This is a genomic window from Citrobacter sp. MGH104 (genome assembly GCF_001034485.1).
In the GTDB taxonomy this organism is placed as follows: domain Bacteria; phylum Pseudomonadota; class Gammaproteobacteria; order Enterobacterales; family Enterobacteriaceae; genus Citrobacter; species Citrobacter freundii.
In genome coordinates this window covers 3,531,403-3,543,935 of sequence record NZ_KQ089818.1, presented here as the reverse complement: position 1 = coordinate 3,543,935, position 12,533 = coordinate 3,531,403, and the positions used below count along the sequence as shown (strand labels likewise).

The 12,533-nt window shown below is 52.5% G+C and carries 9 protein-coding genes and 1 pseudogene; 6 read left to right on the top strand and 4 right to left on the bottom strand.

Translation table 11 applies throughout. From position 1 onward, the window contains the following. The first annotated feature begins 9 nt into the window (after positions 1-9). From SK34_RS16690 to SK34_RS16665, 6 genes and pseudogenes are all read left to right on the top strand, one after another. Positions 10-471, top strand: coding sequence for an NUDIX hydrolase (locus SK34_RS16690; protein WP_048233554.1), 462 nt, complete (start codon positions 10-12; stop codon positions 469-471). A gap of 53 nt (positions 472-524) precedes the next feature. Continuing rightward, on the top strand, positions 525-1,631 hold the full coding sequence (gene mnmA, locus SK34_RS16685; protein WP_003832402.1) for a tRNA 2-thiouridine(34) synthase MnmA: 1,107 nt from the start codon (positions 525-527) through the stop codon (positions 1,629-1,631). Positions 1,632-1,665: 34 nt separating this feature from the next. Then, a complete protein-coding gene (gene hflD, locus SK34_RS16680) occupies positions 1,666-2,307 on the top strand; it encodes a high frequency lysogenization protein HflD (RefSeq protein WP_003841885.1) in 642 nt (213 codons plus the stop codon). Between the two features lie 3 nt (positions 2,308-2,310). After that, complete coding sequence (purB, locus tag SK34_RS16675; protein WP_048233552.1) at positions 2,311-3,681, top strand: adenylosuccinate lyase; 1,371 nt, start codon at positions 2,311-2,313, stop codon at positions 3,679-3,681. A gap of 559 nt (positions 3,682-4,240) precedes the next feature. Next, complete coding sequence (aac(6')-If, locus tag SK34_RS16670) at positions 4,241-4,690, top strand: aminoglycoside N-acetyltransferase AAC(6')-If (RefSeq protein WP_048233550.1); 450 nt, start codon at positions 4,241-4,243, stop codon at positions 4,688-4,690. 117 nt (positions 4,691-4,807) lie between these two features. Continuing rightward, a pseudogene (locus SK34_RS16665) lies at positions 4,808-4,987 on the top strand (DinI-like family protein); the annotation flags it as partial. 167 nt (positions 4,988-5,154) lie between these two features. Here SK34_RS16665 and SK34_RS16660 read toward each other — a convergent pair. The 4 genes from SK34_RS16660 to gpJ form a co-directional block, all read right to left on the bottom strand. Continuing rightward, positions 5,155-5,529, bottom strand: coding sequence for a CDI toxin immunity protein (locus SK34_RS16660; RefSeq protein ID WP_016150400.1), 375 nt, complete (start codon positions 5,527-5,529; stop codon positions 5,155-5,157). A gap of 233 nt (positions 5,530-5,762) precedes the next feature. After that, positions 5,763-6,344 (bottom strand): tail fiber assembly protein, encoded by a 582-nt coding sequence (locus tag SK34_RS16655; RefSeq protein WP_048233548.1) that lies wholly within the window; start codon positions 6,342-6,344, stop codon positions 5,763-5,765. Further along, positions 6,344-9,064, bottom strand: coding sequence for a phage tail protein (locus SK34_RS16650; protein WP_048233547.1), 2,721 nt, complete (start codon positions 9,062-9,064; stop codon positions 6,344-6,346). Before SK34_RS16650 ends, SK34_RS16655 begins: the two co-directional genes overlap by 1 nt. A gap of 40 nt (positions 9,065-9,104) precedes the next feature. Beyond that, positions 9,105-12,509: a phage attachment tail tip protein J gene (gpJ, locus tag SK34_RS16645; RefSeq protein ID WP_048233545.1), complete on the bottom strand. Its 3,405-nt coding sequence runs from the start codon at positions 12,507-12,509 to the stop codon at positions 9,105-9,107. Between the last annotated feature and the right edge of the window lie 24 nt (positions 12,510-12,533).

Below are 12,533 nucleotides of genomic sequence, written 5' to 3'. Positions count from 1 at the left end.
GGGGGAAACATGTTCAAACCGCACGTCACGGTCGCCTGCATTGTGCATGCAGAAGATAAATTCTTGGTCGTTGAAGAAACGATCAATGGCAAAGCCTTGTGGAATCAACCCGCAGGACACCTGGAAGCCGACGAAACGCTGGAGCAAGCCGCAGCACGCGAACTATGGGAAGAAACGGGCATTAAAGCACAGCCACAGCATTTTGTTCGTATGCATCAATGGATTGCACCGGACAGAACGCCCTTTTTGCGTTTTCTTTTCGCTATCGAGCTTGCCAATATGTGCGCTACTGAACCCCATGACAGCGATATTGATTGCTGTCGTTGGGTCAGCGCAGAAGAGATTTTCTCTGCGCCAAACCTGCGTTCGCCGTTGGTTGCAGAGAGTATTCGCTGTTATCAGAGCGGCCAGCGCTACCCGCTGTCCATGATCGGTGAATTTAACTGGCCATTTACAGAGGGTGTCAAGTAAAGGGCTGCGTGCTAGAATATGCCGCCTTGAAGTTCAATGTTGTGAGTATTCCTATGTCTGAAAGCCCAAAAAAAGTGATCGTCGGCATGTCCGGCGGTGTCGATTCCTCCGTTTCTGCCTGGCTGTTACAACAACAGGGCTATCAGGTAGAAGGCCTGTTCATGAAGAACTGGGAAGAGGACGATGGCGAGGAATACTGCACAGCGGCCGCCGACCTTGCGGATGCACAGGCTGTTTGTGACAAACTCGGCATTGAACTGCATACCGTCAACTTTGCCGCAGAATACTGGGACAACGTCTTTGAACTGTTCCTTGAAGAGTACAAAGCGGGTCGTACGCCGAACCCGGATATTCTGTGCAATAAAGAAATTAAGTTTAAAGCCTTCCTTGAGTTTGCCGCCGAAGATTTAGGTGCCGATTACATCGCCACCGGTCACTACGTGCGTCGCGCAGATGTCGACGGCAAAAGCCGACTGCTGCGTGGGCTCGATGGTAATAAAGACCAAAGTTATTTCCTCTATACGCTCGGCCATGAGCAAATCGCGCAAAGCCTGTTCCCGGTCGGTGAACTGGAAAAACCGCAGGTGCGTAAAATTGCCGAAGACCTTGGTCTGATTACGGCCAAGAAAAAAGACTCCACCGGCATCTGCTTCATTGGCGAACGTAAGTTCCGCGAGTTTCTTGGTCGCTACCTGCCGGCTCAGCCAGGCAAAATCATCACCGTTGATGGTGAAGAGATTGGCCAGCATCAGGGGCTGATGTACCACACTCTGGGTCAGCGTAAAGGTCTGGGTATTGGCGGAACGAAAGAAGGGACAGAAGATCCATGGTATGTAGTGGATAAAGACGTTGAGAACAACATTCTGGTTGTCGCTCAGGGTCATGAACATCCACGTCTGATGTCTGTTGGCCTGGTGGCGCAACAGCTGCATTGGGTCGATCGCGAACCGTTCACTGGTACCATGCGCTGTACGGTGAAAACCCGCTATCGTCAGACCGACATTCCGTGCACCGTTAAGGCACTGGATGCTGAGCGTATTGAAGTCATTTTCGACGAGCCAGTCGCGGCGGTTACGCCGGGTCAGTCGGCTGTCTTTTACAATGGCGAAGTGTGCCTCGGCGGCGGCATTATCGAACAACGATTGCCTCTGCCGGTATAATTACTTACACATTTGATACAAGGAAGCAGTGAACGTGGCAAAGAATTATTATGACATCACCCTCGCCCTGGCAGGCATTTGCCAGTCGGCACGCCTGGTGCAGGAACTGGCGCACCAGGGGCATTGTGATGCCGATGCATTACACGTTTCACTGAACAGTGTCATCGACATGAATCCCAGCTCTACGCTGGGCGTGTTTGGCGGCAGCGAGGCCAACCTGCGTTTGGGGCTGGAAACAATGCTCGGCGTACTGAACGCCAGCAGTCGCCAGGGACTGAACGCTGAACTCACTCGTTACACGCTAAGCCTGATGGTGCTGGAGCGTAAGCTGTCAGCGGCCAAGGGCGCTATGGACACGCTGGGAGATCGTATCAGCGGCTTGCAGCGCCAGCTGGACCATTTTGATTTGCAGTCAGAAACGTTGATGAGTGCGATGGCTGGCATTTATGTTGACGTCATCAGCCCACTCGGCCCGCGTATTCAGGTCACGGGTTCCCCGGCCATCCTCCAGAGCCCGCAGGTTCAGGCTAAAGTACGCGCTTCGCTGCTGGCTGGCATCCGTGCTGCCGTGCTCTGGCATCAGGTTGGTGGAGGCCGTCTGCAACTCATGTTTTCTCGTAATCGCCTGACGACTCAGGCAAAACAAATTCTTGCTCATTTAACCCCGGAGTTGTGATCTATGGAATTATCCTCACTGACCGCCGTTTCCCCTGTCGATGGACGCTACGGCGAAAAAGTCAGCGCGCTGCGCGGGATTTTCAGCGAATACGGTTTGCTGAAATTCCGCGTACAGGTTGAAGTACGCTGGCTGCAAAAATTGGCCGCGCACGCAGCGATCAAGGAAGTTCCTGCTTTTGCTGCCGACGCAATCGGTTACCTTGATGCGATCGTCGCTAACTTCAATGAAGAAGATGCTGCGCGTATCAAAACCATTGAGCGTACGACCAACCATGACGTGAAGGCAGTTGAGTATTTCCTGAAAGAAAAAGTGGCGGATATCCCGGAACTGCACGCCGTTTCCGAGTTTATCCACTTCGCATGCACCTCAGAAGACATCAACAACCTGTCTCACGCGCTGATGCTGAAAACCGCACGCGACGAAGTGGTTCTGCCGTACTGGCGTCAACTGATTGATGGCATCACCGCGCTTTCAGTTGAATATCGCGATATTCCTCTGCTCTCCCGTACTCACGGCCAACCTGCCACCCCATCAACAATGGGCAAAGAGATGGCAAACGTGGCGTACCGCATGGAGCGTCAGTATCGCCAGCTCAACCAGGTTGAAATTCTTGGTAAAATCAACGGTGCCGTGGGTAACTATAACGCCCACATTGCCGCTTACCCGGAAGTAGACTGGCATCAGTTTAGCGAAGAGTTCGTCACCTCGCTGGGTATCCAGTGGAACCCCTACACCACGCAGATTGAGCCGCACGACTACATTGCCGAGCTGTTTGATTGCATCGCCCGCTTTAACACCATTCTGATCGATTTCGATCGCGACGTCTGGGGTTACATTGCATTGGGTCACTTCAAGCAGAAAACTGTCGCGGGTGAAATCGGTTCTTCCACCATGCCGCATAAAGTTAACCCCATCGACTTCGAAAACTCCGAAGGTAATCTGGGTCTGTCCAATGCGGTTCTGCAGCACCTGGCGAGTAAACTGCCGGTTTCCCGCTGGCAGCGTGATCTGACAGACTCTACCGTTCTGCGTAACCTGGGTGTGGGTATCGGCTATGCGCTGATCGCCTATCAGTCCACGCTGAAGGGCGTGAGCAAACTGGAAGTGAACCGCGATCATCTGCTGGATGAACTGGATCATAACTGGGAAGTTCTGGCAGAGCCGATTCAGACCGTGATGCGTCGCTACGGTATTGAGAAGCCATATGAGAAGTTGAAAGAACTGACCCGCGGCAAGCGCGTTGACGCCGAAGGTATGAAGCAGTTTATCGATGGTCTGGCACTGCCGGAAGAAGAGAAAACTCGCCTGAAAGCAATGACGCCTGCCAATTATATTGGTCGCGCCATCACCATGGTTGATGAACTGAAGTAATCAGCAACTCCCCAGATGCTGAACAGAAGCCGGATAAGCGTAAGCGATTCCGGCTTTTTATCACCCGCTACATTATCCCTTCCCCCGGTTTATTAAATGTTTATCCCCACAGCCACATAATCAGCGTTAGACTATAAAATTGATTTTAAAAATTCAGAAAATACAGTTAATCACCATAAAATCAAGCAGTTAATAAAAAATCGTTTTGGACAATCTCGGTCAATATGGGTCATTTCATCGCCCCAAACCATGCCCCTAACTGATTTTTGCCCCCAAATTTGCCCCTATTTAAGGGGCTTCCCCGAGCATAGTGGAAAACCTTTTCAGTACGCCATGATCAGCCTCCCGTAGTGTAACATCACACTTCCACTGACTGTCCTTGCAGAGGCCGGAAGATATCCTGCATCAGGAGTTTTGTAGAATCCCACTGGGAGGAAAAACAGGTTAAGAAAATACCAACTTAAAATATAAAGATTGATGAGAGTGCTTTTTTGAGACTAAATAGTGGTTACAGGCATGATTTTGTTTCGAACTTCGTTATGGCTGATGGGAGTGTACCTTGCAAATTCGACTAATGGATGAAGCTTCTTTGAGCATGTGGGTTGGGCTTCGAAGTCAGCTATGGCCAGACCATAGCTATGAAAATCATATTCTGGATGGCCAACACATTTTATCTTGTCCCGATAAATATGTTTCATTCCTGGCACTAAATAACCAGAGTCAGGCAATAGCGTTTGCCGATGCCGCGGTTCGCCATGATTATGTGAATGGTTGTGAAAGCAGTCCGGTGGTTTATCTTGAAGGGATTTTTGTTATTCCTGAGCAGAGAGGCCATGGCGTTGCCAAACTACTGGTTGCAGCCGTACAGGATTGGGGAGTGGCGAAAGGTTGCACCGAGATGGCAAGCGATGCGTCTTTAGATAACCATATATCCTATCAAATGCATCAGGCTTTAGGCTTTGAAGAAACCGAACGCGTGGTATTTTTCAGAAAAAGAATAGCTGGTTAAAAGTCGCCACCACAAAAGGGGAAGGCCTGTACTTAAATAATATCAATGAGAGGGGTTATGTTCATTGAACTGGTTTACGACAACGGACATGTTGAAGGTTGAGTTGGTGCCAGACAGCTCATTTTGCCCGAACTAACGAAGCGAGTGTGCCAGATTCTCCCTGATGCAGATTCTAAGGTTGAACTAATGCAGATTAACGGTTTGAATAGCGATGTCAGCAAATGCGACCAGGAAAAGCTGAACCGTATGCTGGAGGATATGTCTGAAGAGGCTGATATGTGGCTGTTTTCAGATTAAACGCCTTGAACGGCCATATTGCTTAAATTGTATTAATTCATACCTGATCTGGCACTCTTATGGCACAGAGCGAAACCTAATCTGACAGTCCGCTGTGTGCCATTAGCGGAGGTTGTCAATAACAAGTCTTAGTTGAACAACGGGGAGCTGGTCAGTATTTCTGCTCATCACTTTCGCAGACCAAACCGTATATAATTATGAGGGAATAAAGGTTTAATCATTATTTTATCATTAAAAATAAATAGGTTAGGTGATATGGCGATGACGTCGTAGATATTATCGACAATGAGTTGTAGATGGGTTCTGAACACGGGTACATTCGCATCATCCGCTATGACAAATACAGTTTCATTGCCTAAACCGCCCCCGTTAAACATATCATGACTAAGTTCATAATCGCTGAAGTCCATTTCCGACCATCTGAGATTACCGCTATGCCATGGATATTGATGAAAAATATCCATTATCGCGCTCAAATCATCCCCTTCCACAACATTAAAATCTGTCTTGAGCAGTTCCTTACATTCCTCAAACAATGTCATGTCCACTCCCTTTATGCTTTATGGCTGTATCTTTTATCATAACCTCCCTGGAGGATTGTCTAAAGGGATTACGAACTTCTGCTCCTCGCTCAAAGCGGACTGTCGGTTTGAATCTGAGTTAGTACACTTGCATACAATTCACCGCGACTCGAAATCATTCAATATTCGCACTATCGAACGTTCGCCAGTTCGCCGCCGCCCGTTCTTGCATACGACGAAGCGGTGGCACCTTATCAACTGGCTTTAGTATCCGGGAGTGGGGGCCATTCCGGCTTTGAGGTATCTACTCGATTAAGCAAGACACGGCATTTTTTCCACGCCAGTAAAAGTTCCACTTCCGCTTTAGTTGCAATATCCAGATCAACTGCATCCTGTAAAGGTGCGATTTTTGAAGCTGCCAGAGCAAGAAGGCTTTCTTTTTGCTGTGTCGCCTGCGTAATCTGCGCTGTTTTTTCTGCGTCAGCATCATGCACCCATTTTTTTCCATCCCATTTAACAAAATGGCCTTCGGGCGCAATGGAAACAACATCATCCGGTAGTGCGCCTAACTGATTAATTGTGGTTGCTTCCCCCGAGTGGATGCTGTAGACAATTTTCCCGCGATGGTCTTCAACCAGTGACCATTTAGTAGAATCAGAATTAAATACTGCAATAAATCCCTCCGGTGCTGACGGTGGGGCAATATCTGTACTGAAAGCAGGCAATCCGGTATTTGCCGGAATATAACCATCACCCTGACCGATAAATTCATTCGTCGAAGATGAAAGGTTATAGATTGTAATTACCCGGTTTGAATCAGTCATTTTAAAAGCCATTATGCAAGCCTCACTAAATAATTAAATGCGGTATTTTTTACGGTGTTTTCTGCATGACCAGACGGCGAAACGGTCACGCCGTGGCTGTGCGCACCAATGTAGACAGAGTGGGCATGCGCTCCGATTCCTACAATGTGGTCGTGCGCACCAATACCAACAGAATGAGCATGCGCCCCACCTGCATAAGTTCCCTGAGTTCCCACCCCGCCAGCCCACTGACCACCGGCACCGACTTTCGCTGCCTGCTGGGAGGTGTTGAGAAAATAAACATCTAACGAGTGGGCGTGTTCGCCTCCGCTGTTTGTTGATTTCGTGCCATAGTCAAAAGCCGAAACAGATTTATTACCGTAATCAAATCCCGTTGTATCGCGGTTTCCGAGGTCGGTAGCTGCGACCGTTGCGCCGTGGTCGTGTGACTTAATGCCGTCCAGCTCCTGAGACAGGACAGCACGACCATCAGGTTTGCCCTTAATCATCTGGCCACGCATATCAGGAATAACACCCGTTGGATATGCCACAGCAAGTAATGGGTAGGCAGATTTATTAAACGCCTGCCCCTGCATAAGCACATGGTTTGCAGGCGGTATATCCGAAGGCCATGGTATGGGGGCGCCTACGGGGTAATACTCATAAGGAGGATTTGCCGTGTTAAAATCCCTGCGCCAGCCTGGCAGGTAACCATCGCCATGATTGAGGTAGGTAAACTGGGCAGAGGGCGTTCCATTTCCTGCGGTGGTAGTTGGCGTGGTGACACGAATAGTCATCGCGCCACGCACTCCCATAACCTCAACTACTGAACCAGCAAGACTGATATTCCCGCACCCGGTATCAGTAATCACCCTGTTATCTGCGTATGACCAGGAACCTTTACATACCCAATACGGATGGTTAAACACCCCCTGGGATTCGAGCCAGACGATAAACTCCGCTGTTGTCCAGTTACCGCCCCCACCAATGCTTACCGTTCCGCTGAAAGCACGTGCAGCTCCGATGTTTCTTACAAACCAGTCAGGTTGTGGTACATCCGCGCCATTCTGTTTTTTTTGCAGCGATCCGGCAGCGCGATTTATCGTTTCTACTAAACCAAAGTATTGGAGAAGACCTGCTACATCTTTTCCACTCAGATTTGTCAACGTACCATCAAGGGGTTGCTTACCCGCTAACGCATTAAGTATCGTCGTTGCAAAGTTGGGATCATTGTTTAATGCATTAGCTAACTCAGCCAGGGTGTCCAGGGCTTCCGGGGATGAGCCAACCAGCGCTGCAACAGCTGCGTGAACAAACTCAGCATTAACAATTTGTTGGTTGTTAATGGTCAGTGGTGGAGTGGGAGTGATTGGCGTTCCCGTCAGTTCAGGGCTGTCCAGCGGGGCTTTTAGGTTCGTCAGATCTTTGACTTTTTTAACGGCTTTCGGTGTCGCTGCAAGGGCTTCACTGTCGCTGTCGTCATCGCTGCTTAACTGCACAAGCCCTTTCTGCGTTGTGCTGGCATCTCCCAGCTTCAGACTTTCAGCAATATCCCTCGCTTCATCACGATATCCCTGTGAGGCTTCAACTGCACTTTCAGCACCAGTCATCGCGGCTTCCGCGCGCTGAGTATCATCGGCTACAGCAGCTTTCAGTTGCGCCGAAACCTTGCCGGCAGCTTTCTCTGCAGCGTCTGTCGCAGCTGTTTCAGCGGCTTCCACTGCCTCGTTCCGGGAAGTCAACGCATCATCTTTGGCCTGTTCTGCGCGGTTGGCACTCTCAGTGGCTGCATTTTTCTGATTCTCAGCCGTTTCGGCTGACTGCAGGGCTGATGCTTCACTTGAAGATGCCGATTTAGCACTGGCTGATGCCGCAGCCTCTGATTTAGCAGCCTTTTCGCCGGACTCTCTGGCATGCTGTTCACTCAGAGCCGCAGCTGCCGCGCTGTTATTACCCTGCTCTGCAGCCTGCGTGGCCGTGAGGGCGCTTTCACGCGCTGAGGCTTCAGATGCGGCTGCATTGCCGGCATGCTCACCTGCTGTTTGTGCTGACGCTGCTGCGCTGCCGGCACTTCCCGCAGCAGACTGTGCCGAAACTCCCACTTCCTCCTGCGCTTTCTGTGCCGTCTCAGCGGCGATTTTAGCCTGACCGGCCTGCTCCGTCGCTGTCTGTGCAGACTTTGCCGCACTATCAGCATCCGCTGCACTGGCCAGAACATCCTGTGCTGTCTGTCGGGCATTATCGGCAGCTGAGCGGGCTGACGCATCAGCAGCATCTGCAGAGAGTGCCGCCTGCCGCTGTGACTCTGCCGATGCCGTTGCAGACAATACCGCTGAATCCTTACTTTGTTCCGCTGACTGTGCGGCCTGTTCGGCGCGTTCTCGATCCTTCTCTGTTGCACCGCTCAAATCCACTACGCGGTTTACCATTTCCTCAAAGCGTTTCATCACCTCCGGACGCAGGTCCGCGTCCTTCGGCGCATCGAGAAACGCATTCAGGGTATCCGGCGCATCGGTCGGAACCACGTAAATGTCACCGGCCACGGAGGGAGGAAAACCTTCCCGCAGCAGTGACACACTGTAATAACCCGGTTCAGCCTCAATGCTGTAGTGGCCACTCGCGTCGGTGACAGTGGATGAAACCACCTCCACAACAACTGTCGGGCTGGTTTTCTTAGCGCTCAACTGAATGGTGCAGTCCTGTACGGGTTTTCCCGCACCATCTCTGAGAATGCCTGATATGAGTACCGGCATAGTACCTCCATAAAAAAACCGCCCGGAGGCGGTTCTGTCATTAACTTATTGTTATCCCGGCTGATGACTTTTTCGTCACAATAACCAGCAGGTCACTGATTCTGGAATGTGGCCAGCCGCTGTCGTTGCCGCGAGTACTGACGCTGAAGCTCAGCGTCATCCTTCCGCTCCCGGCTGGCATATCCAGTGTTTGCGAAAAAACGGCCGGTACACCTATGCTTGTCTGGTTGTATATCTCCACCCCGTTTTTCCTGACAATCAGCGTACAGGCATCCCATACATCATTACTGGTCTGGCTTTCATACGCTGCTCCCTGAAAGGCAATAGCAGGAATGGAAACCTGTCGGTCAAAAGACTGATCATCGTCAATCACGACTGTCAACGTCCCGTTGGCGTACCGTTTTTCACCTGTGTTGGGTATACGGAAGTAAGGAAACTCCCTGCCCGCTGCCTTAACAATATCCCCAAGAATGCGCTCGGCCCGGAGCGTCCCCTTGATGGTGCAGTTTTCCTCAATCGTCACATTGTTGAGAGCACCAGAGTTCGCGCTGATATGGCCGCTGATATCCGCATTACGGGCGGTCAGTTTGCCGTCAGGTGTCAGCATAAAGGTCGGCGGGTTACCGCCGCTGGTGATGCTCGGCGCTGTCAGATATTTGAGGAATACCTCGTTCATAAATATCTGGTCACCCTGCATCACGAAGGCGGGAGTTTCATTGCCATTCGCCGGATTGATAAACGCGATACGGTCAGCGGCCACCAGAAACTGGCTCACCTTTCCCTCTTCCGTGTCCTCCATACTCAGGCCCAGACCAGCCACATAGTGCTTCCCGTCTTCGGTCTGCTCTATCTTCACTCCCCACATGGCATTCCATTTGCCGTTCGCGTCCTGCCATTCTTTCGAAAACTCATCCAGCTGGCTGGCGTTGTCTTCCGTCAGCTCCACCTTCTCCAGCAGTTCTTTCCCCAGGTGGCTTTCGGTGATTTCCCCTTTGAAGAAATCCAGGTAGCCCGCCGCATCATTGCTGGCCTGGCCTTTAGCCTCCACGAACGCCGATTTCCCGACCTGGTTCACAGCCCGGATATAGAAGTAATAATCCTTGCCGGGTTTGATACCGCTGCTGGCCGCAATCCAGTACAGCGCCGTGCCGAGATAACACGCATCGGTTTCCACCTGGCGGATATCGGCAATCTGCGTATCCGTAAACCAGAACTCATACTGCACCGTAGGGTCGTATACCGCCTGGCGCGGGGTGGCGGTTATCTGGAAATAGCCGGGGGTCAGCTCAACATAAGACGGTACAGCCGGCGCGGCGATGCTGAAATCCGTGCTGGCGGGGTCGCCCTGCTGGCCCTGGCTGTTCACTGCCCGGACCGTCAGGGTGTAACGCCCCGGCGTCAAGTTGCGGAAGGTGTGCTCCGTTTCGCTCAGGGTCAGGCTGCTGGTCAGGCGGTCGCTGTTATCTTCCGCTTTCACCGTCAGACGCAGAGAGAAGTTAACGCCTTTCACCACGCGCGGCGTATCCCAGCGCGCCCGCGCCTGATACTGCCCGTCCTCTGCCAGAATCTCCGTGGTGAGATGCTGCACGGCGGGCGGTGTGTTCGTGATGCTGGTTCCGGGCAACGGATCAAACTTCGCCCCGTTGTCCACGATGCTCTCTTTCTCCGGAACATGCTGCACGGCGGTGATGGCATACGTCCCGTCATCGTTCTCCCGTATAGCCACGCAGCGGAACAGGCGCTGGCGCAGGGTCGGCAGTTTCAGCCCCCACACGCTGTACGCCGCCCCCCCCTCGGGCAACTGGCTGACGGTCACACGGTCCGGGGCGGGGTGCGCGGTGATCGAGACGGTAACAGGCTGGCCATCGCTGCCCACCAGGTTCAGCACCACATTGCCGCCTGCGGGTATCTCCACCTCACGGTCCAGCGTAAGCGTCCGGGACAGGCTGTCGACCGACAGGACGCGTCCGCCCACGGTCACGCCGGCATAATCACTGTCGCAGACCTCGATGATATCGCCGGGTACATGTCGCAGCCCCTCAGCCCCTACGGAAAAATCCACCGTCTGCGTTTCCAGCAATTCGGTGGTGATAGCCCACAGTCCGGCGCGGTGCGCCTGCCCCCGGCTGGTACAGGCGAATGCATCCATCTTCAGCACGTTGCGACCGTAGCGCCGGATGGCAGCATCGTTTTCCACCAGTTCGGTGGATGTTTCCCAGCCGTTGTCCGGGTCGGTGTAACGGACCTCAGCGGCATTGTGGCGCTCTTTCAGGGCGCTGAAGCTGTAGACGAACGGCGCACCGTCAGCAGGCATCACCACATTACTCTGCGTATAGGTCCAGACTTTATCTGCGGGGCGGTCCTGCACAAACGTCAGGGTACTGCCGTTCCAGACCGGCATGCAGCGCATCAGGGAACAGAAATCCCCCAGCACGTCCCACGCCTTACGCTGGTCCGTCAGATACGCATTGCAGGTGATGCGCGGCTCTGTCCCGCCGAAGCCATCCGGTACGGACTGATCACAATATTGCGCGATGGCGTACAGCGCCCACTTGTCCACATCGGCAACACCAATGCGACTTCCCATGCCATAGCGCGGGTGGGTCAGCATATCCAGCACACACCAGGCCGGATTGTCTGTCCAGGCGGGTTTAAACGTCCCGTCCCACAGCCCGGAATACGTCCGTTTTACCGGATCATAATTCGACGGCACCTGTACGATACGCCCGCGCAGGAGATAGTTTCGCGTGACCTGCTGGCTGCCAAACTGCTCCGCGTCCACTTTTACCCCGATAACGGCGGTGTTCGGGTAGCGCTGTTTCACATCGATGATTTCGGTATAACCCGACCATACCGTTTTGTTCTGCAGCAGGTCTGACGTGCTGTCATCGGTGAGACGCAGCATGCGGACTTCAAACGGGCGCGGCGGCAAATTATCAATCACCACGGACGCCAGAAACTGCGTGGTCGTTTTCCCCGTAATGGTGATATCCCGTTCCACCTGCCACTGGCCATCCCGGCGAAACTGGATCAGTATCTGTACACTGGAAGGATTACGATCGCCTTTGGTGCTGGTACTGACCAGCGACTGCACACCAAAGGTAAAGCGCAGGCGGTCCAGCGTTTTAGTGGTAATGGTGCGGGTCACAGGCTCTGACTTCTTCACCTCCACATTCAGCAGGGTTTCCGCACCGGAGTCTTCGAACCCCTCCATCGCGGTCTGCTCATCCTCCCCCACGCGGTAAACCACAGTGACACCGTGAACCATCGCATTACCGTCGCTGTCGAGGACCGGCGTTTTGTTAATTCTGACACTTTTCAGCCCGTCCACCGGACCTTCAATCGGTCCCTCGCAGATGGCATCAACAACGGTCAGCATCTGGCTGGATTTCAGGTCGTCAGGAGCCTCATGCGGCGTTTTACTGCTGCCACCACCCTTACCCATAATCTGTTCCCTCTGAAACGAAAA

Excerpts from the sequence above, each read along its gene's own strand:
- SK34_RS16690 (WP_048233554.1), top strand. The coding sequence starts at position 10 with ATGTTCAAACCGCACGTCACGGTCGCCTGCATTGTGCATGCAGAAGAT.
- SK34_RS16660 (WP_016150400.1), bottom strand. The coding sequence starts at position 5,529 with ATGACATTGTTTGAGGAATGTAAGGAACTGCTCAAGACAGATTTTAAT.
- purB (WP_048233552.1), top strand. The coding sequence starts at position 2,311 with ATGGAATTATCCTCACTGACCGCCGTTTCCCCTGTCGATGGACGCTAC.
- SK34_RS16655 (WP_048233548.1), bottom strand. The coding sequence starts at position 6,344 with ATGGCTTTTAAAATGACTGATTCAAACCGGGTAATTACAATCTATAAC.
- gpJ (WP_048233545.1), bottom strand. The coding sequence starts at position 12,509 with ATGGGTAAGGGTGGTGGCAGCAGTAAAACGCCGCATGAGGCTCCTGAC.
- SK34_RS16650 (WP_048233547.1), bottom strand. The coding sequence starts at position 9,064 with ATGCCGGTACTCATATCAGGCATTCTCAGAGATGGTGCGGGAAAACCC.
- mnmA (WP_003832402.1), top strand. The coding sequence starts at position 525 with ATGTCTGAAAGCCCAAAAAAAGTGATCGTCGGCATGTCCGGCGGTGTC.